The organism is Lachnotalea sp. AF33-28 (genome assembly GCF_003477885.1).
Classification (GTDB): domain Bacteria; phylum Bacillota; class Clostridia; order Lachnospirales; family Lachnospiraceae; genus AF33-28.
In genome coordinates, this window is the sequence record NZ_QUEE01000005.1 from 1 (window position 1) to 26890 (window position 26890).

General features: G+C 44.8%; 21 protein-coding genes and 1 tRNA gene. 12 read left to right on the forward strand and 10 right to left on the reverse strand.

The window, feature by feature from the left end; all coding sequences use genetic code 11:
* Positions 1–301: 301 nt before the first annotated feature.
* From DWZ56_RS08315 to dnaA, 9 genes are all read right to left on the reverse strand, one after another.
* Positions 302–389 (reverse strand) — tRNA-Ser (locus tag DWZ56_RS08315).
* 294 nt (positions 390–683) lie between these two features.
* Positions 684–1247, reverse strand: coding sequence for a Fe-S-containing hydro-lyase (locus DWZ56_RS08320; RefSeq protein ID WP_118555955.1), 564 nt, complete (start codon positions 1245–1247; stop codon positions 684–686).
* A gap of 107 nt (positions 1248–1354) precedes the next feature.
* Entirely contained in the window at positions 1355–2197 is an 843-nt protein-coding gene (locus DWZ56_RS08325) for a fumarate hydratase (RefSeq protein ID WP_118555957.1), read from the reverse strand.
* Positions 2198–2647: 450 nt separating this feature from the next.
* A complete protein-coding gene (gene gyrA, locus DWZ56_RS08330) occupies positions 2648–5152 on the reverse strand; it encodes a DNA gyrase subunit A (protein ID WP_118555959.1) in 2505 nt (834 codons plus the stop codon).
* A gap of 16 nt (positions 5153–5168) precedes the next feature.
* The gene (gene gyrB, locus DWZ56_RS08335; RefSeq protein ID WP_118555961.1) at positions 5169–7085 is read right to left on the reverse strand and encodes a DNA topoisomerase (ATP-hydrolyzing) subunit B; all 1917 of its coding nucleotides are present in this window, start codon (positions 7083–7085) and stop codon (positions 5169–5171) included.
* A 19-nt stretch (positions 7086–7104) separates the two neighbouring features.
* The gene (recF, locus tag DWZ56_RS08340; protein ID WP_118555963.1) at positions 7105–8190 is read right to left on the reverse strand and encodes a DNA replication/repair protein RecF; all 1086 of its coding nucleotides are present in this window, start codon (positions 8188–8190) and stop codon (positions 7105–7107) included.
* 9 nt (positions 8191–8199) lie between these two features.
* Positions 8200–8409 carry an RNA-binding S4 domain-containing protein gene (locus DWZ56_RS08345; protein ID WP_118555965.1) on the reverse strand — a complete coding sequence of 70 codons (210 nt, stop codon included), beginning with the start codon at positions 8407–8409 and terminating at the stop codon, positions 8200–8202.
* 22 nt (positions 8410–8431) lie between these two features.
* On the reverse strand, positions 8432–9541 hold the full coding sequence (dnaN, locus tag DWZ56_RS08350; protein WP_118555967.1) for a DNA polymerase III subunit beta: 1110 nt from the start codon (positions 9539–9541) through the stop codon (positions 8432–8434).
* A gap of 283 nt (positions 9542–9824) precedes the next feature.
* Positions 9825–11183: a chromosomal replication initiator protein DnaA gene (dnaA, locus tag DWZ56_RS08355; RefSeq protein WP_118555969.1), complete on the reverse strand. Its 1359-nt coding sequence runs from the start codon at positions 11181–11183 to the stop codon at positions 9825–9827.
* A 1141-nt stretch (positions 11184–12324) separates the two neighbouring features.
* Here dnaA and rpmH point away from each other — a divergent pair.
* The 8 genes from rpmH to rsmG all read left to right on the forward strand — a co-directional run bounded on the left by rpmH (position 12325) and on the right by rsmG (position 19379).
* The gene (gene rpmH, locus DWZ56_RS08360) at positions 12325–12459 is read left to right on the forward strand and encodes a 50S ribosomal protein L34 (RefSeq protein ID WP_118555971.1); all 135 of its coding nucleotides are present in this window, start codon (positions 12325–12327) and stop codon (positions 12457–12459) included.
* Between the two features lie 79 nt (positions 12460–12538).
* Positions 12539–12880, forward strand: coding sequence for a ribonuclease P protein component (rnpA, locus tag DWZ56_RS08365; RefSeq protein ID WP_118555973.1), 342 nt, complete (start codon positions 12539–12541; stop codon positions 12878–12880).
* Positions 12881–12946: 66 nt separating this feature from the next.
* Entirely contained in the window at positions 12947–13159 is a 213-nt protein-coding gene (yidD, locus tag DWZ56_RS08370) for a membrane protein insertion efficiency factor YidD (RefSeq protein WP_118555975.1), read from the forward strand.
* 29 nt (positions 13160–13188) lie between these two features.
* Positions 13189–14454, forward strand: coding sequence for a YidC/Oxa1 family membrane protein insertase (locus tag DWZ56_RS08375; RefSeq protein WP_118555977.1), 1266 nt, complete (start codon positions 13189–13191; stop codon positions 14452–14454).
* Positions 14455–14525: 71 nt separating this feature from the next.
* On the forward strand, positions 14526–15308 hold the full coding sequence (gene jag, locus DWZ56_RS08380; protein ID WP_118555979.1) for an RNA-binding cell elongation regulator Jag/EloR: 783 nt from the start codon (positions 14526–14528) through the stop codon (positions 15306–15308).
* Positions 15309–15382: 74 nt separating this feature from the next.
* Entirely contained in the window at positions 15383–16759 is a 1377-nt protein-coding gene (mnmE, locus tag DWZ56_RS08385) for a tRNA uridine-5-carboxymethylaminomethyl(34) synthesis GTPase MnmE (RefSeq protein WP_118555981.1), read from the forward strand.
* Between the two features lie 13 nt (positions 16760–16772).
* The gene (gene mnmG / locus DWZ56_RS08390) at positions 16773–18644 is read left to right on the forward strand and encodes a tRNA uridine-5-carboxymethylaminomethyl(34) synthesis enzyme MnmG (protein ID WP_118555983.1); all 1872 of its coding nucleotides are present in this window, start codon (positions 16773–16775) and stop codon (positions 18642–18644) included.
* A gap of 24 nt (positions 18645–18668) precedes the next feature.
* Entirely contained in the window at positions 18669–19379 is a 711-nt protein-coding gene (gene rsmG, locus DWZ56_RS08395) for a 16S rRNA (guanine(527)-N(7))-methyltransferase RsmG (RefSeq protein ID WP_118555985.1), read from the forward strand.
* Between the two features lie 64 nt (positions 19380–19443).
* Here rsmG and DWZ56_RS08400 read toward each other — a convergent pair whose 3' ends face one another.
* Positions 19444–20415, reverse strand: coding sequence for an alpha/beta fold hydrolase (locus DWZ56_RS08400; protein WP_118555987.1), 972 nt, complete (start codon positions 20413–20415; stop codon positions 19444–19446).
* A gap of 998 nt (positions 20416–21413) precedes the next feature.
* Between DWZ56_RS08400 and DWZ56_RS08405 the strand changes: the two genes are divergently transcribed.
* The 4 genes from DWZ56_RS08405 to adhE all read left to right on the forward strand — a co-directional run bounded on the left by DWZ56_RS08405 (position 21414) and on the right by adhE (position 26674).
* Positions 21414–22181 (forward strand): ParA family protein, encoded by a 768-nt coding sequence (locus DWZ56_RS08405; protein WP_118555989.1) that lies wholly within the window; start codon positions 21414–21416, stop codon positions 22179–22181.
* On the forward strand, positions 22178–23077 hold the full coding sequence (locus DWZ56_RS08410) for a ParB/RepB/Spo0J family partition protein (RefSeq protein WP_118555991.1): 900 nt from the start codon (positions 22178–22180) through the stop codon (positions 23075–23077). The genes DWZ56_RS08405 and DWZ56_RS08410 overlap by 4 nt, the downstream gene beginning before the upstream one ends.
* Positions 23078–23156: 79 nt before the next feature.
* Positions 23157–23657, forward strand: coding sequence for a DUF4446 family protein (locus tag DWZ56_RS08415; RefSeq protein ID WP_118555993.1), 501 nt, complete (start codon positions 23157–23159; stop codon positions 23655–23657).
* Between the two features lie 395 nt (positions 23658–24052).
* Positions 24053–26674 (forward strand): bifunctional acetaldehyde-CoA/alcohol dehydrogenase, encoded by a 2622-nt coding sequence (gene adhE, locus DWZ56_RS08420; RefSeq protein WP_118555995.1) that lies wholly within the window; start codon positions 24053–24055, stop codon positions 26672–26674.
* Positions 26675–26890 lie beyond the last annotated feature (216 nt).

Consider the following 26890-nt stretch of genomic DNA (forward strand, 5'->3'; position numbering starts at 1 on the left):
TTGAAGAATTTTCAGGGTTGGAATATACTGTTCAGTTATCAAGGTTCTGTTTTTGTTGTTTTAGCGACAACTTCTATATCCTACCATAATCGGTCTTTGTTGTCAACAACTTTTTCAAACTTTTTTCTTGCTTTTCCAACACCGTTTGAACGGAGTGGAATTACATTATAGCATTTTCGCCTTAAATCGTCAATACTTTTTTTTACTTATTTCCCATTTTTGTCGAGAACAGTATATTTATAGTATTTAAACAGATCTTACGGCAAAAAAAACAAATCGCGCAGTACATATGGAATGGAAACGGAGAAAGAGGGATTTGAACCCTCGCGCCGCTTGCGCGACCTACACCCTTAGCAGGGGCGCCTCTTCGGCCTCTTGAGTATTTCTCCGAATTAATAATTCCATATGTTACGCCATTTGACGCATTGTTGATTATACTAAAGAAAAAAACTATTGTCAACCCATATTTTACAAAAAGGCAGCATCTGAACGATATTTCTGTTACTATTCACGGTTGTCGTAAACCTACCGCGAATGGCAGGGCAGAGTATGGTCCTCATTGGGACACGCTCTCGCTCCGTGAAGCGCGCAGCGGTTCTAACGCTGCAAACTACGCAGCGAAAGAACCGGCGGGCTTCAAGGGATCCCTATGAGGACCATACTCTGCCCTGTCATTCGCTGCTTTATCGGCAGCCGTGAACAGCAACATATTTCTTTACAGCCGTTTCATACAGATTATTTCCGTCTTTATCAATCACTACGATGACCGGAAAATCTTTGACTTCCAGCCTGCGGATTGCCTCTGTGCCCAAATCCTCATATGCAATTACTTCTGAAGAAAGAATGCATTTGGACAGCAGCGCTCCCGCGCCGCCCACAGCTGCAAAATAAACTGCATGATGATCCTTCAGAGATTTTATAACCTCTTCGTTTCTTTTTCCCTTGGCTATGATCCCTTTCAGACCCTGTTCCAGCATGGCCGGCGTATACTTATCCATTCTGCTGGCCGTGGTAGGTCCTGCAGAACCGATCGGCCTTCCTTCTCTGGCAGGGGACGGCCCCATATAATAGATGATCTGTCCCCGGACGGAAAAAGGCAAGTCTTCTCCTCTTTCAAGAGCTTCATACATTCTCTTATGAGCCGCATCCCTGGCTGTGTAAATAGTGCCGCTTATATATACATAATCACCGGCTGTCAGGTTTTCAATTGTTTCTTCCGTTATAGGAGTATTTACCTTTTTATCCATAATTATTCTCCGTTTTTAATTTGTTTCACCAATTTCGTGCCATTTAAACTCCACAATCCGTTTATTTCCTCTCAGAAATTATTTTCTCCCAGAAATAAGATATATTTTTACAGGATCCGGTTTACATGACGGTTTACATGGCAGCATATATTGACGGCTACCGGAAGTCCCGCGATATGGGTGGGATAGGTTTCTATATTGACTGCCAGAACAGTGGTTGTGCCGCCAAGCCCTCCCGGACCTATGCCGGTGAGGTTTGCCTTATCCTTCAATTCCTCTTCCATCTCCCTTATATACGGTATTTCTGAGTGAACAGACACATCGCGGATGAGTGCCTTTTTAGCCATCAGAGCACACTTTTCAAACGTTCCGCCAATACCTACTCCCACTACCATGGGAGGACAGGCATTGGGACCGGCATCTTCTATAGCAGATAGTACCGCCCTTTTGACTCCCTCTATGCCATCCGCAGGTTTTAACATAAACACACGGCTCATATTCTCACTTCCGAATCCTTTCGGAGCAACTGTTATTTCTACCCTATCCCCTTCTGTGATATCATAATGAATGACAGCCGGGGTGTTATCCCTTGTATTTTCCCGTATTAAAGGATCACCTACCACAGATTTCCTAAGGTATCCCTCACTGTAGCCCTGTCTTACGCCTTCATTGACCGCTTCCGCCAGGCTTCCCCCTTCAAAATGCACTTCCTGCCCCACTTTTAAGAAGACCACCGCCATACCGGTATCCTGACAGATCGGTATCCTGTCACTTTGGGCAATCCTTAAGTTTTCATCCAATTGATTCAGAATCTGCCGTCCCAGCCCGGATTTTTCCGTTCTGATGGCTTCATCCAGTTTTTCTTTCATGTCCTGTGACAGCGCATAATTGGCTTCAATACACATTTCCTTTATATTTTCTGTTATTTCTCTTACCTGTATATTCCGCATATCTGCCTCCGCAACTCCTATTTTGACTGGCCGAGCCTTATCCCTATTTTTCAGCGATGAAGCAGATCTTTTCTGCGTACCGCTGCATGGATTTTCGCCCATATCGTAAAATACATAAATACACCTTTTATTTGAAAAAGAATCCCGCTCGCGGGATTCTCCGCCTGCGGCGGGTCGCTTTGGCGACAAGATTTAGCTGCGCCGCAGTGCGATCCACGCGGAGCGTTTTTATTACATAGGAGTACTTTCCTATGTAATAAAAAAACAGCCGCAGGATAAATACAATACCCTGTCCTTCAGAATATCAATTTATCCTGCGGCCAACATTCCTGTATGTCACGCAGCAATTTTCACATCGGATATATATCCGGTGCTTCCTGACCGGCTTTTTCTGTCAGGAAGATGCGCCGTCTGAACTGTTACATTTCCAAGTGAGCACACCGGGAACAGTTATTTATCCTCACTTTCCTGTTCCATCTCCAGCAGCCGGATCATCTCTTCATCCGTAGCGTTGTCGCTTTCGCGCACCTTTGCGATGCTGGCAACCGTAATATCCTGATCCATATTGATCAGTTTCACGCCCGAGGTCACTCTGCCCAGTATGGATATGTCACTGACATTCAGACGGATTATGATGCCTTCTGTTGTGATGATCATTATCTCGTGGCTGTCATTCACAGCTTTCACGCCAACGATATCGCCGGTCTTACTGTTTATCTTATAGCATTTTACCCCTTTTCCGCCGCGGTTCTGCGGTGTAAACTCTTCCATAAGAGTTCTCTTTCCCATGCCGTATTCGGAAACGATAAGCAGGGCCTCGCCTTGAGTATTCAACTGCATGCCCACCACTTCATCGTCGCGGTCCAGCTTCATGCCGATCACGCCCATGGATGTGCGTCCGGTAGGTCTCACATCTGTTTCCGGGAACCGGATACACTGGCCTTTCTTTGTAACCAGAACGATATCCTTTTCGTTATTTGTGGTTTTCACCTCGATCAGTTCATCGTCCTCGCGCAGATTTATGGCCTGCAGACCGGTTTTACGGATATTTTCGTATTCGGTGATCTCAGTCTTCTTTACCATACCGTTCTTCGTGGACATAAACAGATATTTTCCGTTTTTATATTCTCTGATCGGTATGATTGCCGTGACCTTCTCATCGGAATCTATCTGCAGCAGATTTACCAGCGCAGTCCCTCTGGCCGTTCTTCCAGCTTCTGGGATCTCATAGGTCTTGAGACGGTAAACCTTGCCCTTGTTGGTAAAGAACATGATATAGTGATGGGTGCTGGTCATCAGAAGATCCTCTATGAAATCTTCCTCCAGCGTCTGCATGCCCTTGATTCCCTTGCCGCCCCTATGCTGGCTCTTGAAATTATTGACGGACATTCTCTTTATATATCCGAGATTCGTCATGGCAATCACGACATTTTCATTGGGAATCAGATCCTCATCCATCAGTTCCCCGTCGTCATAGCCGATGGCCGTCCTTCTTTCATCTCCATATTTTTCAGCTATTATCAGAATCTCTTCACGGATAACAGCGAGCAGCCTCTTCTCGTCAGCCAGTATCGCCTTCAACTCAGTAATTCTCTCCTGCAGTTCCCGGTACTCCGCCTCCAGTTTCTCTCTTTCCAGACCTGTCAGCGCACGGATTCTCATGTCCACTATGGCCTGTGACTGTGCGTCACTTAATGAGAATCTCTCCATCAGCCTTTCCTTGGCTTCCGGAGTGGTTCTGGAACTGCGGACAATGCTGATCACCTCATCGATATTATCCAGCGCAATCAGCAAACCCTCTAAGATATGTGCGCGCTCTTCCGCTTTATTGAGTTCATATCTGGTTCTTCTGGTCACCACTTCTTTCTGGTGATTTAAGTACAGCTTCAACATCTGAGCCAGATTGAGCACTCTCGGCTCATTGTTAACCAGCGCGAGCATGATGACACCGAATGTATCCTGCAGCTGTGTATGCTTTAACAGCTGGTTTAACACAATGCTGGGATTTACATCCCGGCGCAGTTCAATACAGATGCGCATGCCGGTCCGGTCGGACTCGTCTCTAAGGTCGGTGATGCCGTCTACCTTTTTATCTCTTACAAGCTCCGCCATTTTTTCAATCAGCCGCGCTTTATTAACCATATAGGGCAGCTCTGTCACGATGATCCTGCTCTTGCCGTTTTGCATGGGCTCGATATTTGTCACCGCACGTACCCTGATCTTACCTCTTCCGGTGCGGTACGCTTCTTCAATTCCCTGCCTTCCCAATATCTCAGCGCCTGTAGGGAAATCCGGGCCTTTTACAATTTCAATCAGCTCATCAATATCCGTCTCACGGTCCTCCATGATATGGTTATCGATGATTTTCACCACTGCATTGATTATCTCCCGCAGATTGTGGGGAGGTATATTGGTGGCCATACCCACCGCGATTCCCGATGTGCCATTTACCAGAAGGTTGGGAAATCTGGAAGGAAGCACGGCCGGCTCCCGCTCTGTCTCATCGAAGTTAGGGACAAAATCCACCGTGTCTTTATTGATGTCCGCCAGCATTTCCATAGAGATTTTGCTTAAGCGTGCTTCCGTATAACGCATGGCGGCAGCGCCGTCACCGTCCACGGAACCGAAATTACCGTGTCCGTCCACCAGAGGATATCTGGTTGAGAAATCCTGAGCCAGCTTAACCAGCGCCTCATAGATGGAGCTGTCGCCGTGAGGATGATATTTACCCATGGTATCTCCGACGATACGGGCGCATTTACGATGCGGCTTGTCCGGACCGTTGTTCAGCTCGATCATGGAGAACAGGATTCTTCTCTGAACCGGCTTGAGGCCGTCTCTTACATCCGGCAGCGCTCTGGCTGCAATTACGCTCATGGCATAATCGATATAGGATGTTTCCATGGTCTTTTTCAGATCAACCTCATGTATCTTATCAAATATATTTTGATCCATTGTTTGCTTTCCTCCGTTAGATGTCCAGGTTCTTCACATACTTCGCGTTTGTTTCAATGAATTCTCTTCTGGGTTCCACTTTATCTCCCATCAGAGTGGTAAATGTAAGATCCACTTCCGCGGAATCCTCATCTTCCATGGTAACCCGAAGCAGGATACGGCGCTCAGGATCCATGGTGGTCTCCCACAGCTGTTCCGCGTCCATCTCACCCAGACCCTTATATCTCTGGATCTTGTTATTCTGGTCTCGTCCGATCTCCGTCAGTATGCTGTTCAGTTCGTCATCACTGTAGGCATACCATACTTTTTTATTTTTTTCCACCTTATAAAGCGGCGGCTGAGCCAGATACACATATCCCTGCCTGATCAGCTCCGGCATAAAGCGGTATAAAAACGTAAGAAGCAGCGTGCTGATATGTGCGCCGTCCACATCGGCATCGGTCATGATAATGATCTTGTGATAGCGAAGCTTTGAAAGGTCAAAATCGTCATGAATGCCCGTGCCGAATGCCGTAATCATGGCCTTGATCTCAGCGTTGGCATATATTTTGTCCAGACGCGCTTTCTCCACATTGAGGATCTTACCTCTTAAAGGAAGAATGGCCTGAGTATTTCTGGAGCGGGCTGTTTTGGCAGATCCACCGGCGGAATCACCCTCAACGATATAAATCTCGCAGTTCTCAGGATTTTTATCGGAACAGTCCGCAAGTTTTCCGGGAAGGGCCATTCCTTCCAGAGCTGTCTTCCGTCTGGTAAGATCCCGGGCCTTTCTGGCCGCCGCCCTGGCACGCTGAGCCAGAATCGACTTTTCACAGATCATCTTCGCCACCTGGGGATGCTGCTCCAGATAATACGTCAGCTGCTCGCTCACCACAGAATCCACAGCTCCGCGCGCGTCGCTGTTGCCCAGCTTCTGTTTTGTCTGTCCTTCAAACTGAGGATCCTCGATTTTTATGCTTACAATGGCAGTCAGGCCTTCTCTGATATCCTCACCGCTTAAGTTCGTCTCACTGTCCTTTAAAAGCTTATTGTTTCTGGCATAATCATTGAATGTTTTGGTCAGGGCATTCTTAAAACCGGACAGATGGGTGCCTCCCTCCGGAGTGGTGATATTGTTAACAAAGCTGTATATGCTCTCATTGTAGGAATCGTTGTGCTGCATCGCAACTTCCACATAGATCCCGTCCTTAATGCCTTCACAGTAAAGCACATCCTCATACAGAGCGGTCTTGCTCTTGTTCAGATAGGTTACAAATTCCTTGATGCCGCCCTCGTAGTGAAAGACTCTTTCGGTCTTTTCCTCATCCCTTTCATCCTTCAGGATGATTTTCAGCCCCTTGGTCAGAAAGGCAGTTTCTCTTAGACGCTGCTTCAGCACATCGTATTCAAATACCGTCTCTTCGAAAATTGTCTCATCCGGCTTAAAGGTCACGCTGGAACCGTGTTTATCCTGATCGCAGGATCCTATATTCTCCAGCTTACTTACCACTTTACCTCTCTCGTAACGCTGGCGGTATACCTTTCCTTCGGAGTAAATCGTTACTTCCAGCCAGTCCGAAAGCGCGTTTACAACGGATGCTCCCACGCCGTGCAATCCGCCGGATACCTTATAGGCTCCGCCGCCGAACTTGCCGCCCGCATGAAGTTTAGTAAATATTACCTCCACGGCTGGAACACCTGCCTTGGGATGAATATCCACCGGCATACCCCTTCCGTTATCCGTAACGGTTATGGAATTATCTTCGTTGATCTGAACCAATATCGTATTACAGAAGCCGGCCAGGGATTCGTCCACGGCATTGTCCACAATTTCGTATACCAGATGGTGAAGACCTCTCGAGGAGGTGGAGCCGATATACATGCCCGGCCTTTTTCTGACCGCTTCCAGCCCTTCCAATATTTGAATTTGATCTGCATTATAATCTGCGCTCATTCTATTTCGTTGCCTCCTATTAATTTTCGCTAAAGATTCTGCCTTCTGTCACTTTAAAAATCTTATCTATATGAAATCTGTGATTTACAAAATCATCTAAACCGGTGCAGGTGATAAGCGTCTGTATATCACTGATGCTGTCAAGCAGACAGGTCTGTCTGCCGCTGTCCAGTTCTGAAAGCACATCATCCAGCAGCAGCACCGGGTTATCCTTTACCAGCAGTTTTACAAGTTCTATTTCTGAGAGTTTTAAAGACAGAGCGGCGGTACGCTGCTGTCCCTGCGAACCGAATCTGCGTATATCGATGCCGTCCGCCAGAAAACTTATATCGTCCCTGTGGGGACCTGTGAGCGACATCTTCTGACGGATATCCCTTTCTCTTCCCCGTAACAGCTCCCTCTCCAGCGCCTCCGCTGCCACATTCGGCTCATAGTGCAGCGTCAGATTCTCTTTGCCGCCGGTCAGCTTACTATGTATTCCTGTGATTATCTCATTCAGCCGGCCGATGAATGTTTCCCTGGCCCGGATCACCTTTCTGCCGAAATGCACAAGCTGCATATCCCAAACCTGCAGAGTATCCAGCGTTTCCGGTTTATAGGACAGATCCTTCAGAAGTTTATTTCTCTGAAGAATAATTTTATTATAATTCATCAGGTCGCTTGTATATATTTTATCCAATTGGCACAGTTCTAAATCAATAAACCGCCTTCTCTCCGAAGGTCCGTTTTTTATAATATTAAGATCCTCCGGAGAAAAGAAGATGACATTTACTATGCCAAACAGTTCGCTGGCTCTTTTGATAGGCATTCCGTTGATCGCGATGCCCTTTGATTTGTTTTTTTTCAGATGCATGTCGATGCGGTATTCCACCCCATCTTTTTCCACATACAGCTTGATATGGGATTCTTCTCTGTCAAACTGGATGATTTCCCTGTCCTTGCTCCCCTTATGGGATTTGGAGGTGCAGCAGAGATAGATGGCTTCCAAAGCGTTGGTCTTACCCTGCGCATTGTCTCCGTAAAATATATTAATCCCCTGATCCAGAGAAATTTGAAGGGTATCGTAGTTGCGGTACCTGTCCAGTTCCAATGATTTAATAATCATTTCACACCACTATTTCACTATTTTTATTGTCTGACCCCGGAAGAACACACTGTCCCCATCATAGAGCTTCCGGCCGCGCCGGGTTTCCGTCTCGCCGTTTACCTTGACGGTCCCGTCCTGGATTACGATCTTTGCTTCCACGCCGGAGGATACCAGGTTAGCTGCCTTTAATGCCTGGCCTAGTTTAATATATTCCTCTTTCAGTTTAATTTCTTCCATTCCGTTCCTCCGAACTTCTCTCCTACCTCACGCTGTTAAAATTGACAGGCAGGATCAGATAGATATATTTTTCCTCATCATCCTTGATGAAACAAGGTGCTTTGGCATTGATCATATAGAGATTTACTTCCTCATCATCAATCACTCTTAACGCATCGATCAGAAATCTTGGATTAAATCCGATCATGATATCCTTTCCCTGCTTTCTGGAAAGAATCTCTTCCCGCATGGAACCGATGGCTGAGTTGAGGCTTAACTCAATGGTCGCGTCTGTAATATTGATAATGATCGGCTTTTTATCGCTCTCCCTGATTAAAAGCGTGGATCTCTCGATGCTGTCCTGGAGTTCCTTTTTGTTCACGGTTATCTTTGTTTCATAATCGCTGGAAAGCATCTGCTTGATATTGAAATACTCACCTTCAATCAGCCTGGATACCACAATGGTATCTTCAAATTCAAAACTGATATGGTTTTTGCTGAAAAAGATGGATACATCCTTATCCTTGTCCCCAGAAAGGATCTTGCTGATCTCACCCAGTGTTTTTCCCGGCACTATGACCTTCTCGCTCTCATAGGAATCTTTCAGTTCGATATTCCGGATGGCAATGCGGTGTCCGTCTAAGGATACAACCTTTAACATATTTTCGTTCACTTCAAAAAGCTCGCCGGTCATCAGTTTATTGTTTTCATTGGCGGCGATGGAAAAGATGGTCTGGCGGATCACTTCTTTAAGGCCAAACTGGGAGATGCAGATATATTTATCCTTCTCTATCTCAGGCAGATAGGAAAATTCTTCCCCTGACTTTCCTGAGATTTTGAATTTGGAATTCTCACAGGTAATGGTAACGACAAAATCCCCGTCCACTTCCAGGCTTACATCGCTTTCCGGAAGTTTCCTTACGATTTCTGAGAGAAGTTTGGCATCGATCGCCACCCTGCCCTTTACGACAATATTAGCTTCTACTTTTGTCTCTATACCCAGTTCCATATCGTTGGCGGTGAGCTTTACGTTATTCTCAGTGGCGTCTATCAGAATACATTCCAGTATGGGCATGGTGGTCTTGGAAGGGACCGCCTTAAGTACAATATTGATGCCGTTTAACAAAGACTGTTTGGGAAAGATTACTTTCATGGTGTGTATAACTCCTTTCTGGGCGATGCATGAATGAATATATGATTTAATTCCGACGTATTAGTAATAGGGGGTGTGAATATGTTCATAAGTACCTTTAAGCTAATAAACATCAGGGTTCTTAAGTTTAATAACTCAGTGCAAAGGTGAAGGATGAAGCGGTATAACCTATCAAGTTATCAACAGCTCAAATTTTCATTTTTTTATTCAACTTCAAATTCACATATTATCCACATGGTTATCCTTAAGTTTATGAACAGCAGTTTAAAGCTCCGACCGCGCTTTAGGAGGCACTGATCTTCTTTTTTAATACTTCGATCGTGTTACGAAGCGTTTCACTGGTTTCCAGATCCTTCTGGATCTTATCGTGGCCGTGTATGATGGTTGTATGGTCGCGGTTTCCCAGATATTTGCCCACCATCTGTAAGGGGGCGGCGGTCATCTCCCGGCACAGATACATGACGATCTGCCGTGGATAGACGATCTCTTTATTTCTCTTAACGGACGCGATGTCCAGAGGGTTCAGGTTAAAATGGTCGGACACCACCTGGATGATGAGTTCAGGTGTGATTTCCCGGGACTGATTGGGGGAAATGAGGTCCTTTAACGCTTCCTCCGCCAGTTCAATGGTGATCTCCTTCTTGTCCAGCTTGGAAAGGGCGACAATTTTTGTGAGAGCTCCCTCCAGTTCACGGATGTTGGATTTAATGTTGTTGGCGATATACTTGATCACTTCATTGTCAATATTATAACCTTCCAGCTCCTCTTTTTTGCGCAGGATCGCCATGCGGGTCTCATAATCCGGAGGCTGGATGTCCACGGTAAGACCCCATTCAAACCGGGATCTCAAACGTTCTTCCAGGGTTTCGATGTCCTTGGGAGGGCGGTCGGATGAAATAATGATCTGCTTCTTATCGTCATGCAGGGAATTAAAGGTGTGGAAAAACTCCTCCTGTGTACTTTCCTTGCCCACGATGAACTGGATATCGTCGATGAGAAGCACATCGATGGTACGGTATTTTTCACGGAATTCCGTTGTGGATATATTGTTTTTATTACGGATCGCGTCGATCAGTTCATTTGTAAATTTCTCAGAGGTAACATACATTACCTTCGATTTAGGATTATTCTTTAATATGAAGTTGGCGATAGAATGCATGAGGTGGGTTTTCCCCAATCCCACGCCGCCATAAATAAACAGAGGATTATAAACCTCTGCAGGAGATTCGGCCACCGCAAGGCTCGCTGCGTGCGCCATCTTATTGTTGGAGCCAACCACGAATGTATCAAAGGTATACTTGGGGTTTAAGTTGGCTTCCTGTATGGCTGTGGATATTGTGGTTTCAGGGCGCGCCTTGGATTTTTTCCCGCCGCTTTCCAGCCCTGAAGGGAGTATGAAGTTAATCTCACACTTAATCCCGGTAATCTCTTCAATTGTGAAGGTTAAGAAGAGTTTATATTTTCTCTCTATGTATCCCAGCCCCATGGGCTCTCCGGGATAGAGGATTGTAAATACGCCGTCTTCCAGCGCATAGGGCTCCAGAGGAACCAGCCACGTATTGTAGGACACATCGGAAAGCTCCTGTTCTTCTTTTAATGTATCCAGTATCTTGTCCCAATTGTCCTTAATTATCTGCAACATAAAATCTCTCCTAAACTGCATAATATCCGCATTCTAAATTAAAACCTACATAGACCTATTCTACAACAAAAAATAAACAAAGGCAATAAATTATTTTAGGGGTGTTGTTTACGGTGTTGCTGCTTAGAGTTGGCGTAAAGTTCCCGCGAAAGGCGGGGACGGGTATGGCCTGTATTGGGACACGCTCTCGCTCCGTGAAGCGCGCAAACTGTCACCAACCGCCAGGTTGATGACCTACGCGCACTTCAGTGCGCTACCTTATGGCGGGCTTCAAGGGATCCCAATACAGCCCATACCCGCCCCCGCCTTTCGCTGCTTTATCGGCAACCCTAAAAACTAAAACAGTAAACAGCAACCCTAATGCTGAGAATTTCTCGTTGAAAAGCAGATCTGCAGATATTTTAATAGCAGTCTGTATGATTGATGCAAAGCGCGGTATAGTCGGTTTAAATGAAAAAAAATGATTGTGGATAAAATGATAAATCTGAGAGAATATAGTATTGTTTTAAAGGAATGTGAATAACTCATTCCACAGAATCCACCTTAGTAAATACACATAATTTAAGACTTGTCCATATGAAATTAGAAAGTTATCAACAAGTTATCAACAAATTGTGGATATCATTGTGCTATATAATATAGAAGAAAGGGAAAAACGGTAATAAACAGGCACCCGACTAAAGGAATGTTAATATGTAAATTAAAATATAGCTGTGGATAAAAGGTATGATTCTTTTGTTTTTTTACGGCCTCCATACTGACTCTGATTTTCGTCCCGACTGTAATCATATATTGTTTGTCACCAGTAAAGCAGCGCAGTTCGGGGGAGAGCAGGGGGCTTATCGGGATCCCTTGAAGCCCGCCGGTACTTACGTCACGTATTTTGTGGCGTTAGTACCGCTGCGCGCTTCACGGAGCGAGAGCGTGTCCCGATAAGCCCCCTGCTCTCCCCCGGACTGCGCGGAAACTGCGCGAAAACTAAATATCATCACCGAAAATTAAAGCCAGTTCACATTTTTTGCTTGACTTGTGGGGGGGAGTTGAATATAATTGAAATGATGTTCTTTATTATGCTGATTGAATTTTGAAATTAGAGACCGGGTATTGTGGATATCCGGATATAGAAGGAGGTGTCCCCGTTATGAAAATGACATTTCAGCCGAAGACAAGACAGAGAGCAAAAGTTCATGGCTTCAGATCCAGAATGAGTACTCCTGGTGGAAGAAAAGTATTGGCTGCCAGAAGAGCAAAAGGAAGAAAACAGTTATCCGCTTAGGCCGCATATATGTGGCCTTTTATTTTCTTATTATTTTCTTGTTGGGAGTTTCCTTTTGTTCCTGACAGCAAGGAATTGTATGAGTGAAGTTATATCGGTTAAGAAAAACAGAGATTTTCAGAAGGTTTTCAAAACAGGCAGGTCTTATGCCAATAAGTACCTGGTCATGTATGTGATGAAAAACGAGGAGAATGCCGGCAACAGGATCGGTATATCCGTCAGCAAAAAAGTTGGCAACAGCGTAGTAAGACATCGTGTAAAAAGATTGATTAAAGAGAGTTACCGTTTAAATGCCGTAAAGATCTCTGGCAGTTACGACATTGTGGTGGTAGCCCGGCAGGATGCCAGAGACAGGGATTACAGTGAGATTGAAAGTGCTTTGATGCACTTGTGTAAGCTCCACCATATACTGGCACAGTGATTTGCCTTTTTAGGGGCGGTTCTGTGCGGCTTTTTATGGCCGGGGAGCGGATGAAGTGGTGAACAGATGAAGAGATTCTTGCTTGGCGGAATCAGATTTTACCGCAAATATTTGTCGCCTTTAAAGAAAAGCTGTCATTGTATTTATTTTCCGACCTGCTCGCAGTATGCCTTGGAGGCTATTGAGAAGTACGGTGCGTTAAAAGGGACATTTTTGGCGGTAAAGAGAATTTTAAGATGTAATCCTTTCGCAAAAGGCGGTTATGATCCTGTACCGTAGTCCGGTGTGGGACAAGAGGAGGTAAACCATTGGATTTTCTAGTACTTACTAAGAGCACCACATTTATTCTGGGCCCTATAGCCAGCCTTTTAGGCTATATCATGAACGGCATTTTTGAGTTCTGCAGTCTGTTCGGCGTACAGAATATCGGTTTGTGCATTATTCTGTTTACCCTGATCGTGAAGCTTCTGATGCTTCCCATGACGGTTAAACAGCAGAAATATTCAAAGCTTACGAGTGTAATGAATCCTGAGCTGCAGGCGGTTCAGGCAAAATATAAAGGAAAACAGGATCAGGAATCCATGCAGAAGATGCAGAGGGAGACACAGGCTGTATATGATAAATACGGCGCTTCCCCCATGGGCGGATGTCTGCAGCTTTTGATTCAGATGCCGATTCTGTTCGCTTTATACAAGGTTATCTATAATATACCCGCTTATGTAACCGGTATTAAGGATCAGTTTATGGGTATCGTGGATGTGGCTGTCAAACAGCCTGGCTTTGCGACGAAGATAGCTGAGCTTGCCACAAGCAATCAGATGAGCGCCACTCTGGATTACAGCGGTGCGACGGTAGAGTCTAAAAATCTGATCGTGGATTTGTTCTATAAATTTGATATGGCGGATTGGAACCAGTTTTATACCATGTTTGACGGTATACAGGATAAGGTAGGCCAGTTCGTGGACAAGATCATGCACATGAACTCCTTTTTGGGAGGCATTAACCTGGCTGAGGCTCCCGGATGGAAGCTTTCCTGGGCTCTGCTCATCCCTATTCTGGCAGGTCTTTCCCAGTGGCTTAGCACGAAACTGATGTCACAGCCCGCGCCCAGCAGTGACGGTGAGAATAATACCATGGGTTCTACCATGAAGATGATGAATACGATCATGCCTCTGACTTCCGTATTCTTCTGTGTGATTATTCCTACCGGTGTTGGTTTATACTGGGTGGCCAGCAGTGTGTTCCAGGTTATTCAGCAGCTGGCGATCAACGCTTACATGGACAAGCTTAATGTAAATGAGCTGATTGCCAAGAGTGTGGAAAAGAAAAATAAAAAGAGGGCAAAAAAAGGCCTTCCTCCGCTGAAGCAGAATGCGAATATGAAGAATATGGAACATAAGACCTTCAAGCAGCTGGAAGAAGAGAGCAGGGCCAAAGCCGCTTCAATAGCAAAGCAGCCGGTGAAGAAAGTGGATAATTCCGAGTACTATAATTCCAGAAGCAAGAAGCCTGGAAGTATTTCTTCCAAAGCAAATATGGTAAATGATTATAACAAAAAGCATGGGGGTAAATAGCCTTAGATTTGCTTATAGAATGATTCATCCCCTGATTTTTACGCGTACGCTGTGCGCAGATGGGAGCATATATGGAATATATCGAGGTTTCAGCAAAAAATATTGATGATGCGATTACAAAGGCTCTGATTCAGCTGGAGACCACCAGCGATAAGATTGAGTATGAAATCATTGAAAAGGGCAGCAACGGCCTGTTGGGATTTATCGGAAGCAAACCTGCGGTAATCAAAGCCTGGAGAAAGGCGGATCAGCTGGCTGAAGAGCCGGTGAAGCCGGAGATCAGGGCGGAAAAGAGTGTGCAGCCTGTTAAGGAAGAAATAAAAGAATCAAAAGCAGCTGCGGATGATCAGGTGAAAAAACCGGCGGCCAAAAAATCTGCTTCTGGCAACAGCGAAGCAGCGGCAAAGGAATTTTTGGATAAGATTTTTGCAACTATGAAAATGGAAGTTCAGATTGATATTTCGCTGAACAGGGAAGAAAAGACCATGGACATTAATCTGTCCGGTGAGGATATGGGTGTTCTGATCGGCAAACGCGGACAGACTCTGGATTCCCTTCAGTATTTGGTCAGCCTGATTGTAAATAAGGAAGAGGACGATTACATCAGGGTGAAGCTGGATACAGAGAATTACAGGGAGAGAAGAAAAGAAACTCTGGAAACGCTGGCCAGAAATATCGCCTATAAAGTGAAGAGGACAAAGCGTCCGGTATCACTGGAGCCTATGAACCCTTATGAGAGAAGGATTATCCATTCCGCTCTTCAGAACGACAAATATGTGGTGACCAGAAGTGAGGGCGAAGATCCGTACAGACATGTGGTGATTTCTCTTAAGAGAGAAAGATATCATAAATAATGACAGGGACAGGGACATGCCGGTTCGGTGTGTCCCTGTATGCGTTATAGGCCCGAAAGAAAGGAGGCTAACCGGTGCAAAAGGATACGATTGCGGCGATCGCGACCGGCATGAGTCAGGCAGGTATCGGAATTATCCGGATCAGCGGACCCGAAGCGATATCGGCTGCGGATCGGCTGTACCGTTCAAAATGCGGTAAAAAAAGACTTGCAGAATCAGCAAGCCATACCATACATTATGGCTATATCTATGACGGCGGTCAGCTGCTGGATGAAGTTTTGGTATCCGTTATGAAGGGTCCTCACAGCTATACGGGGGAGGATACGGTGGAGATCAACTGCCACGGGGGTATTCTTGTGGTAAAGAGAATACTTGAGGCTGTGCTGAAAACGGAAGTCCGTCCGGCGGATCCGGGGGAGTTTACCAAAAGGGCATTTTTAAATGGTAGACTGGATCTAAGTCAGGCAGAGGCGGTCATCGATGTGATCAACTCAAGAAATGATTTTGCATTGAAATCCTCAGTGAGCCAGTTAAAGGGCTCACTCTCAGGAAAAATCAGGGAGGTCAGGGAAAAGCTGCTGTATCAGATCGCTTTTATAGAATCGGCGCTGGATGACCCGGAGCATATATCGCTGGATGGATACCCTGAGCAGCTGCTTGATACGATAAATCCTCTGGCTCTGCAACTGTCGGAACTGTTGAAAAGCTATGATAACGGCCATATACTGTCCGATGGCATAAAGACTGTCATACTGGGAAAGCCAAATGCGGGCAAGTCTTCACTGCTCAATATACTGGCCGGCAGGGAACGGGCAATCGTGACCGATATAGCCGGAACGACGAGGGATATACTGGAAGAACAGATTATATTGGATGGAATAGGTATATCTCTGGTGGATACTGCCGGCATCAGAAAGACGGAGGACGCGGTAGAAAAAATAGGAGTTTCACGGGCTAAGGATCAGGCAAAGGATGCGGACCTGATTATCTATGTGGTGGATTCTTCAGTTCCTCTTGATGAGAATGACCTTGAAATAATTGAACTTATTCAGAACAGAAAATCCATCGTGCTGCTGAATAAAAGCGATCTGGAAACCTATGTGTCCGTAGAAGAACTGCAGGATAGAACTGATAAAAAGGTAATCTCTGTATCCGCCAGAGAAAATACGGGCATAGAAGCGCTGACGGAGGCGATAAAAGAGATGTTTTACAGCGGTGATGTCAGCATCAACGAGGAACTGTATATCACTAATGAAAGACATAAGATTGCCCTGCAGAATGCATACAAAAGCCTTGAACTCGTAAAGAGCAGCATAGAGGGAGGACTTCCGGAGGATTTTTTCAGCATCGATTTAATGGATGCCTATGAACAGCTGGGAGTGATTCTCGGTGAGTCAGTGGAAGAGGATCTGGTGAACGAAATTTTCAGCAAATTCTGTATGGGCAAATAAGGGGATTAAAAATATGCCGAATTTAGTGGAGAGTTATGATATCGTCGTGGTGGGGGCCGGCCACGCCGGCTGTGAAGCTGCACTGGCCTGTGCAAGGCTGGGAATGGAAACAATCATGTTTACCGTCAGTGTGGACAGCATCGCTCTTATGCCCTGTAATCCGAATATAGGCGGAAGTTCTAAAGGGCATCTTGTGAGAGAGATCGACGCGCTGGGCGGTGAGATGGGAAAAAATATTGATAAGACTTTTATACAGTCCAAGATGCTGAACCGTTCCAAAGGGCCGGCAGTGCATTCCTTACGCGCCCAGGCAGACAAACAGGATTATACGCGGGAAATGCGTAAGACCCTTGAGAACACGGATCATTTGACCATCCGTCAGGCGGAGGTCTCAGAAATAATTGTAAAAGACGGAGAGCTGGCCGGAGTTAAGACCTATTCCGGTGCAATATATCACTGTAAAGCTGCTATACTCTGCACCGGAACTTATCTCAATGCCAGATGTATCTACGGTGATGTGAGCAATCCTACCGGCCCGAACGGACTGCAGGCCGCCAGACACCTCACGGATTCCCTGCGTCAAAACGGGGTTGAGATGTACCGGTTTAAGACTGGAACTCCGGCCAGAGTGGATAAGAGATCGATTGATTTTACCCGGATGGAGGAACAGTTTGGCGATGAACGCGTGGTGCCCTTTTCCTTCACCACTGATCCTGACTCCGTACAGAAAGATCAGGTTTCCTGCTGGCTGACATATACGAATGAAACTACTCATGAAATCATTAGGGCAAATCTGGACCGTTCGCCGCTCTTTTCGGGTGCAATTGAGGGAACAGGCCCCAGATATTGTCCGTCAATTGAGGATAAAGTAGTTAAATTTGCAGACAAAAACAGGCATCAAGTATTTATTGAACCTGAAGGTCTGCATACCAACGAGATGTATTTGGGCGGAATGTCCAGTTCACTGCCCGAAGATGTCCAGTATGCGATGTATAAAACAGTGCCGGGTCTGGAACATGTCCGCATTGTGCGCAATGCTTATGCCATTGAGTATGACTGTATTAATCCGAGACAGTTAAAACCCACGCTGGAATTTAAAATGATCCGTGGGCTGTTCAGCGGCGGACAGTTTAACGGAAGTTCCGGTTATGAGGAAGCCGCGGCTCAGGGATTGATAGCAGGGATCAATGCCGTGATGGAGCTGAAAGGAAAACAGCAGATTGTGCTGGACCGATCACAGGCATATATAGGGGTGCTCATTGATGATCTGGTCACAAAGGAAAATCATGAGCCCTACCGGATGATGACGTCGCGCGCCGAATACAGGCTGTTGCTGCGCCAGGATAATGCGGATCTGCGTTTATCTGAGATCGGATATGAGGTCGGATTGATAGATGAGTCCCGCTGGCAAAGCGTACAGGAGAAAAAACAGGCGATCGACAGAGAAATAAAACGTCTGGAGGAAACGACTGTAGGTACCACCGCTTCGGTTCAGGCGCTTTTAAAAAAATATGATAGCACACCATTAAACAGTGGGGCTACGCTCGCAGAGCTGATCAAGCGTCCTGAGCTGGATTATGAGAAGCTGGCGGAGATAGATGAAAACCGTCCGCAGCTTGATGAGCGAGTTTGTGAACAGGTAAATATAAATATCAAATATGAGGGGTATATCCGGCGGCAGCTCCAGCAGGTCGCTCAGTTTAAAAAACTGGAAGGAAGAAAGCTGGACCCGGAGTTTGATTATACAAAGATCAGCGGACTTAGGAAGGAAGCGGTGCAAAAGCTAAATCTGTATAAACCTATGTCCATAGGGCAGGCATCCAGGATATCCGGCGTTTCACCGGCGGATATATCGGTGCTTCTCGTGTATCTTACCGGAAAATAGGTACTTGCTGAAGGGGGAGTGCGGATGAAAGAAATACAGAGAATTTTTGCAGAATACGGAGCCGTTATATCGGAAAAACAGGTTGATCAGTATGAACAGTATTATGAGATGCTGACCGAAAAAAACAAGGTGATGAACCTCACCGCCATAACGGATTATGAAGATGTGCTCATAAAACATTTTTTGGACAGCATATCGATTATCCGCTGTGTGGATCTGACCGGACAGAAAAAGCTGATAGATGTGGGTACCGGCGCGGGTTTTCCGGGGATACCGTTAAAGATACTTTTTCCGGAACTGCAGGTTACTCTGATGGATTCTTTGAATAAAAGAATACTTTTCCTGGAAGATGTGTGCAGGAAACTGAAACTGGACGGGATACAGGCAGTACATGCCAGAGCAGAGGATCTCGGAAGAGATAAAAGCTACAGGGAACAGTATGATTGCTGTGTATCCAGAGCGGTGGCCAATCTTGCGACATTGGCAGAATACTGTATTCCGTTTGTCAAATGCGCAGGCCTGTTTGTGTCATACAAGTCTGGCAAAGTGGAAGATGAGGCAACACAGGCAGAGGGAGCTGTACGGATACTCGGTGGAAAATTGCTTAAGACAGAGAAGTTTGTATTACCGGAAACGGATATAGAGAGGTCTTTGATTTGTATTGAAAAAGTAAAAGCCACATCCATGAAATATCCGCGAAAAGCAGGATTACCAGCCAGGCAGCCATTGTTATAATAGTATTGTATATAGAAACGCTCCGCTTATATGGCGGAGCGTTTCTGCTTATTTTGGCGTATTGTCAGTCTAAGAAAATAGAGACGGTTTTGGCAAACTCTTCAGGGCGTTCCATATGAGGATATGCCGCTGTATCCTTAATAACCGTTCCTTCCACAGCCAGATTTGTGCTGCGGTATTCTTCCATTCTTTCATCTATATTGGGATAGTCGGAACCTCCAATAATATAAATGCTGTTATCAATTCCTTTGAGGGCGTTTTCTATGGGGATCGCCGTGTAATTGCCTTTTATGCTGGAGTACAACATTTTGGAATTTAATCCCTTGCGGTGTGCGGATTCATGGAACGTATTCACTTCGTCAGAAGTTACTTTATAAGGATCTGAATACTTGGTTACCATCAGTGCATCGGTGATATTTTTACGGTTATAGGTGATGTTATACAGCAGTGTTCCGATTATGGGAAGTTCGATGACAAACTTAAAAAATCTGGACTTCCTGTTCGGAGATTGTCTGGACTCCAGAAACGACTCAGGATTTACAAAAATCAGTTTATCAAAGATGTCCTGATTGAGATTGCAGGCCATAATTGCAATGGAACTGCTTTTGCCACTGGTGATAACATCTACTCTATGTCCTATTACAGTGCGAATGAAATCCGTGATCAGCTGCACATATAGGTAATTGGTATATGTTATGCCGGGTTTATCTGATTTTCCGCATCCGAGCAGGTCGATTGTATAGACAGTATGTTTTTTTGCAAAGGTTTTTTTAACTTTATTCCATTCATAGTTACAGGAAGAAGAACTCAAATCATGTATCAACAGAATGGGCTTGCCATCGCCTTCCCGGGTATAAGAAATATCACCAAAACGCCATTTATAGGTATTGGATTTTTCTGATGAAAGATAATCCTTTGCAGTGGAATAAATAAAAATCAATTTATTTATTAATGCAACAACGGCCGTCGCAATCGTTATCAGAAATAATACGATAAGGATCGAATTGTGCTTACTGCTGTTTCTGTTTGTTTTCATAATGTCTGCCTCCTGTTGGATTATATATTTGAACTGTAAGCGGCACAGAAAATATGTGTTTGCAGTTACTGTAATTATAATATATTATACCAGGATATACAACGGAAATGTAAGATTGTAATTTTATTTTAAGGTTTGGAGGTTACACTTCACAGTGTCGTAGATTTCACGCACATGTCTGGCGGATTTCTGATGGAAATATAAAGTGTACTTTGTTTCACGTGAAACATTTGAGCTTTTTTGTTTAACTAAAATTTGTTTTGAGAAAAATTAATTATTAGCTATAAATATATACTTTCCTTTATGAAGTGGCACAGATCGTTAATAATCGTCTAGTGGTTGATCAACATAAATGTCAGTATACTGCGTTGTACGATATGCTATTACCATTTGTCTATTACACTTTTTTTTGGGGCAACTATAAGTAGCAATATTATATATATAAAATTGTTACCCGGCCAGATATTTATGGTTGCTGATAAAGCAGTACCTGTCGGAGCAGTGTATAGTTCTCAGGGAAATATGCACTGCCCCAACTATACATCTATCTATGTTTCACGTGAAACAAAAATACACACTGATATGCACATAAATCATAAAGCGGGCGGTTGGTTATAAGCAACGTTACTGTTCACGGCTGCCGATAAAGCAGCGAATGAGAGGGCAGAGTCTGGTCCTCATAGGGATCCCTTGAAGCCCGCCGGTTCTTTCGCTGCGTAGTTTGCAGCGTTAGAACCGCTGCGCGCTTCAAGGAGCGAGAGCGCGTCCCTATGAGGACCAGACTCTGCCCTCTCATTCGCGGTAAGTTTACGACAACCGTGAACAGTAACAAGCAACAACTAATACCTATAAAAGAATTATGAAGTAATAGCAATCCGTAATATTTAATGCTATAATATAAATCGTATCGTTAACAACGGTAACACGTTGACGGAATAACATAGCTAATCAGCTCTGTTTATGCAAATCTTTTGTACGGATAAAGAAATGAGGAAACAATGGGAAGAATTATCGCTATAGCAAATCAAAAGGGCGGTGTTGGAAAAACCACTACCGCGATCAATTTGTCCGCATGTCTGGCAGCGGAAAATAAAAAGGTCTTGGTAATAGACATGGATCCGCAGGGCAATACATCCAGTGGATTCGGTCTGGATAAGAATAATATCGAGAACACTGTCTATGAAATCTTATTAGGAGAAAGTGATATTGAAGAATGCATCATAAAAAATGTGCTGGACAATATGGATATTATTCCTGCAAATGTTAATTTATCCGGCGCTGAAATAGAACTGATCGGCGTGGATATGAAGGAGTACATATTGAGGTGGCAGGTGAGAAAGGTGGCCGATAATTATGACTTTATAATTATTGACTGTCCGCCTTCCCTGAGTATGCTGACAGTCAATTCTATGACTACGGCAGATACCGTATTAGTTCCGATTCAGTGTGAATTTTATGCATTAGAGGGATTGAGTCAGCTGATGCATACTATTAACTTGGTTAAACGCAGACTGAATCCGGACCTTGAGCTGGAAGGCGTTGTTTTTACAATGTATGATGCCAGAACCAACCTGTCTCTGCAGGTCGTAGAAAACGTTAAAAACAATCTTAATCAGAATATATATAAGACGATAATTCCCCGAAATGTAAGGCTGGCGGAAGCACCCAGCCACGGACTGCCCATTAATATATACGACCCGAAGTCAGCGGGTGCAGAAAGTTATAGAGAATTAGCAAAAGAAGTGATTAAAAGAGGAGAAGCATAATGGCAAAAAGAGGCGGACTAGGTAAAGGACTGGATTCATTAATCCCCGAGGGAGTAATGGAGCTGACGGCAAGCGGCAGGAGCAGCGATCAAAAAGCCGATACAATTCTCAAAATCTCGCTGATAGAACCGAACAGGGATCAGCCCAGAAAAGTTTTTGAAGAAGAACCTCTGTTGGAACTTGCAGAATCCATAAAACAGTTTGGCATTATACAGCCTTTGGTGGTTACTAAGAAGGATAATTATTATGAGATAATAGCAGGAGAGCGCAGATGGAGAGCGGCAAAACTTGCCGGCCTTAAAGAAGTACCTGTAATAATTAAAGAATATACGGATCAGGAAATCATGGAAATATCTCTGATTGAAAATATTCAGAGAGAAGATTTAAATGCAATAGAGGAGGCACAGGCATATCAAAAACTCCTGAAAGAGTTTCATCTCACACAGGAGGAAGTGGCCAGGAGAGTTTCCAAAAGCAGAACAGCAATTACCAATACCATGAGACTGCTAAAGCTGGATGAAAAAATTCAGAATATGGTGATTGAAAACGAGATAAGCAGTGGACATGCCAGGGCGCTTTTAGCAATAGAGGACAAAGAGGTACAGCATCAGACGGCTCAGAGAATTGTGTCGGAACAGTTAAGTGTTCGCGAAACAGAACAGATGGTCAGAGACTTGCTGAATCCGGAAGTAAAGACTTCAGAGGAGAAAAAACCGGTTAAGAAACAGCTGGAATCTGAATTAACTGCATATCGAGAGGCGGAGGACAAACTGAAATCCATTTTAGGAACAAAGGTTATTATTCAGAAAAAGGATAACAATAAAGGTAAGATAGAGATAGAATACTATTCTGTGGAAGATCTGGATAGAATAATAGAGTTGATGGAAAAAATTTAGATGCAGTAACTAAATTCAAGTGACAAATCAGACAACAGAGAAACGGGCGCGGTGCTTGGCGCAGAAATGAGGTTAAACCATGAACAACAGTATGCTGAATAATCTTTTATTTGATCCGGCTTATCTGATCATAGGACTTGCAGTGATATCCATTGCTTTACTAATCGCATTTATTATATGTGCAGTTAAGATGAACAAACTGTACCACAAGTATGATTCGTTTATGAGGGGCAAGGATGCGGAATCTTTAGAGGATATTATACTGTCCCAGATAGAGGATATTAAAGAGCTGAAATCGGAGGACCGTGGGATCAAGGATTCTATTAAAGTGATCAACAGAACTCTTGGTAAAACCGTACAGAAAATGGGAATATCCAAATACGACGCCTTTCAGGGGATGGGCGGACAAGCCAGCTTTGCTCTGGCCATGCTCGATAAGGAAAATGACGGCATGATTTTAAACTGTATGCACAGCAGGGAAGGCTGCTACTTATATATTAAGGAAGTAAAGGGGGGAGAGAGCGAGATTATGCTGGGTGAAGAGGAGAAAAAGGCGTTGTCCCATGCAATGCAGAGATAATTGTATCCTTGATGTTGCTATTCACAGGTACCGTAATTTCCCACGCATCGCGGGGCTGGGTAATATCGGGATGTGTTGAATCCTGCTATGCGCTGTTGTATTGGCCGTGAATAGTAATTCCTCTGCTTAGGGATAGTAACAAATTACAGAATTTAGATTCAAAAATGCGGCGCTCTGCGGCAATAAGACAGTGATAAGCTATTTATATGTAGAAACTACACAAAAAGCAGACCGAAATTTCGGTTATTTTGGTGCTAACTCGGATTGACAAAAAAATAACGACATTATATAATTTAATTGTTAAAAAAATAACAAGTAGAAAACACATGCATAGTTATTGAAGTCAATGAGGCTGAGAAAACGTATAGAAATCAGGAGAAAGAGGAGAATCAGGTATGACAAAAAAAGTCGAAGAAATGAAAGCACCGCAGATAATTGACAGTGTAGACGGACTTATCCTTAAGATGAAAGAGATGAGAGAAGCGCAGAGGGTATTTGCTACTTACACACAGGAGCAGGTAGATAAGATCTTCTTTGCTGCGGCATCGGCGGCTGACAAACAGAGACTGACTCTTGCGAAGATGGCTGTAGAAGAGACCGGAATGGGCGTTGTAGAAGACAAGGTAATAAAGAACAACTATGCTGCTGAATATATATATAATGCTTACAAGGATATGAAAACCTGCGGCGTAATTGAAGAAGACAAGGCATTCGGCATTAAGAAGGTTGCAGAACCGATCGGCCTTGTTGCGGCGGTCATCCCTACTACGAACCCCACTTCCACTGCGATATTTAAGACTCTGATCTGCTTAAAAACCAGAAATGCCATTATCATTTCTCCTCATCCCCGTGCAAAGAAGTGTACGATTGAGGCTGCGAGAGTTGTGCTGGAGGCCGCTGTAAAGGCCGGAGCCCCCGAAGGGATCATCGGATGGATCGATGTGCCTTCACTGGAACTCACCAATGAAGTGATGAGAAATTCAGATATCATTCTGGCAACAGGCGGTCCCGGAATGGTGAAAGCTGCTTACTCTTCAGGCAAACCGGCATTGGGCGTTGGCGCCGGCAATACACCGGTAATTATTGACGATACAGCGGATATTCAGCTGGCTGTAAACTCCATCATCCATTCCAAGACATTTGACAACGGCATGATCTGTGCCTCGGAGCAGTCCGTAATTGTAATGGATAAGATTTATAAAGAAGTAAAGGCGGAGTTTAAAAAACGCGGCTGCTATTTCTTAAATCCGGAGGAAACTGAAAAAGTCAGAAAGACCATCATCATCAACGGCGCTTTAAATGCTAAGATTGTAGGACAGAAGGCCGCGAACATAGCTGCGTTGGCCGGCGTGACGGTTCCGGAATCCACCAAGATCCTGATCGGCGAAGTGGAGTCCGTTGACATAAAAGAAGAGTTTGCCCATGAGAAATTATCCCCGGTACTTGCGATGTATAAGGCAAAGACCTTTGATGAGGCGATTGAAAAGGCTGAGCATCTGATCGCAGACGGCGGTTATGGGCACACCTCTTCCCTGTATATCAATACTCTGACTGAAAAAGAAAAGATGGCAAAGCATGCACAGGCAATGAAGACCTGCCGTATCCTGATCAATACACCTTCTTCACACGGCGGCATTGGAGATCTTTACAATTTCAAACTGTCTCCTTCCCTGACACTGGGCTGCGGCTCCTGGGGCGGAAACTCAGTTTCTGAAAACGTAGGTCCGAAGCATCTGTTGAACATTAAGACCGTTGCCGAGAGGAGAGAAAATATGCTTTGGTTTAGAGCGCCTCAGAAAGTTTATTTCAAGAAGGGCTGCATGCCTGTGGCTTTGGATGAGTTAAAGACAGTGCTGGGCAAGAAGAGAGCATTTATTGTAACAGACTCCTTCCTGTATATGAACGGCTATACAAAACCGATTACGGATAAATTGAATGAGATGGGAATTGTATATCAGACCTTCTCAGATGTTCAGCCGGATCCTACGCTGGCAAATGCACAGGCCGGTGCGAAGGCAATGAACGCGTTTAAGCCCGATGTCATCATCGCGCTGGGCGGCGGTTCTGCAATGGATGCGGGCAAGATCATGTGGGTGATGTATGAGCATCCGGAAGTTGACTTTCAGGATATGGCCATGCGTTTCATTGATATCAGAAAACGTGTATATACCTTCCCTACCATGGGCGAGAAAGCATACTTTGTTGCGATCCCGACTTCATCCGGTACAGGTTCTGAAGTAACGCCTTTTGCGGTTATTACGGATCAGGAGACGGGAGTGAAATATCCTCTTGCAGACTATCAGTTACTGCCGAACATGGCGATTATCGATACGGATAACATGATGAGCCAGCCTAAGGGTCTGACCAGCGCATCCGGTGTTGACGCCCTCGTTCACGCGCTGGAAGCATACGCATCCGTAATGGCTACCGATTATACGGACGGCCTTGCCTTAAAGGCAATGAAGAATGTATTCACCTATCTGCCTTCCGCGTACGATAACGGGCAGACCGATGTGATCGCCAGAGAAAAGATGGCTGACGCTTCCACCATGGCCGGTATGGCATTTGCCAACGCTTTCCTTGGAATCTGCCACTCCATGGCGCATAAGCTGGGCGCTTTCCATCATCTGCCCCACGGTGTTGCCAATGCACTGCTGATCACGGAAGTAATGAAATTTAATGCAGAAGAATGCCCCACTAAGATGGGTACATTCTCCCAGTATCAGTATCCCCACACCCTTGAAAGATACGCGGAATGCGCGAGATTCTGCGGATTCTACGGCAAGGATGATCAGGAATGCCTGGATAAATTTATTGAAGGCATCGAAGAGCTGAAAGCCAGAGTAGGCATCAAGAAGACCATTGCCGAATATGGCATTGATGAGAAGGACTTCCTGGACCGTCTGGATGAGATGGTGGAGCAGGCTTTCGACGATCAGTGCACAGGAGCTAACCCCAGGTATCCTCTGATGAGCGAACTCAAGGAAATGTATTTAAGAGCATACTATGGCAAATAAATAAAGGCATGTATCACAGAAGAAGGTGAAAGCAGCAGTTGCTTTCGCCTTCTTTTCTGTATGAACAGTAACATGGCGAGAATATGGTATATAAATACATAAGTTAACTCTTGAATCATTCCCCATGATATGCTAATATGAATTTATGAAAATTAAAATAATCCCATAGAGATGAGAGAAAAAGGGTATTAACCGTCCACAAAAATTGCGGATGGT

Bases quoted from the DNA above. Each gene is read 5' to 3' on its own strand.
- DWZ56_RS08320 (WP_118555955.1), bottom strand. From the start codon at position 1,247: ATGGATAAAAAGGTAAATACTCCTATAACGGAAGAAACAATTGAAAAC.
- DWZ56_RS08325 (WP_118555957.1), bottom strand. From the start codon at position 2,197: ATGCGGAATATACAGGTAAGAGAAATAACAGAAAATATAAAGGAAATG.
- gyrA (WP_118555959.1), bottom strand. From the start codon at position 5,152: ATGGATCAAAATATATTTGATAAGATACATGAGGTTGATCTGAAAAAG.
- gyrB (WP_118555961.1), bottom strand. From the start codon at position 7,085: ATGAGCGCAGATTATAATGCAGATCAAATTCAAATATTGGAAGGGCTG.
- recF (WP_118555963.1), bottom strand. From the start codon at position 8,190: ATGATTATTAAATCATTGGAACTGGACAGGTACCGCAACTACGATACC.
- DWZ56_RS08345 (WP_118555965.1), bottom strand. From the start codon at position 8,409: ATGGAAGAAATTAAACTGAAAGAGGAATATATTAAACTAGGCCAGGCA.
- dnaN (WP_118555967.1), bottom strand. From the start codon at position 9,541: ATGAAAGTAATCTTTCCCAAACAGTCTTTGTTAAACGGCATCAATATT.
- dnaA (WP_118555969.1), bottom strand. From the start codon at position 11,183: ATGTTGCAGATAATTAAGGACAATTGGGACAAGATACTGGATACATTA.
- rpmH (WP_118555971.1), top strand. From the start codon at position 12,325: ATGAAAATGACATTTCAGCCGAAGACAAGACAGAGAGCAAAAGTTCAT.
- rnpA (WP_118555973.1), top strand. From the start codon at position 12,539: ATGAGTGAAGTTATATCGGTTAAGAAAAACAGAGATTTTCAGAAGGTT.
- yidD (WP_118555975.1), top strand. From the start codon at position 12,947: ATGAAGAGATTCTTGCTTGGCGGAATCAGATTTTACCGCAAATATTTG.
- jag (WP_118555979.1), top strand. From the start codon at position 14,526: ATGGAATATATCGAGGTTTCAGCAAAAAATATTGATGATGCGATTACA.
- mnmG (WP_118555983.1), top strand. From the start codon at position 16,773: ATGCCGAATTTAGTGGAGAGTTATGATATCGTCGTGGTGGGGGCCGGC.
- rsmG (WP_118555985.1), top strand. From the start codon at position 18,669: ATGAAAGAAATACAGAGAATTTTTGCAGAATACGGAGCCGTTATATCG.
- DWZ56_RS08400 (WP_118555987.1), bottom strand. From the start codon at position 20,415: ATGAAAACAAACAGAAACAGCAGTAAGCACAATTCGATCCTTATCGTA.
- DWZ56_RS08405 (WP_118555989.1), top strand. From the start codon at position 21,414: ATGGGAAGAATTATCGCTATAGCAAATCAAAAGGGCGGTGTTGGAAAA.
- DWZ56_RS08415 (WP_118555993.1), top strand. From the start codon at position 23,157: ATGAACAACAGTATGCTGAATAATCTTTTATTTGATCCGGCTTATCTG.
- adhE (WP_118555995.1), top strand. From the start codon at position 24,053: ATGACAAAAAAAGTCGAAGAAATGAAAGCACCGCAGATAATTGACAGT.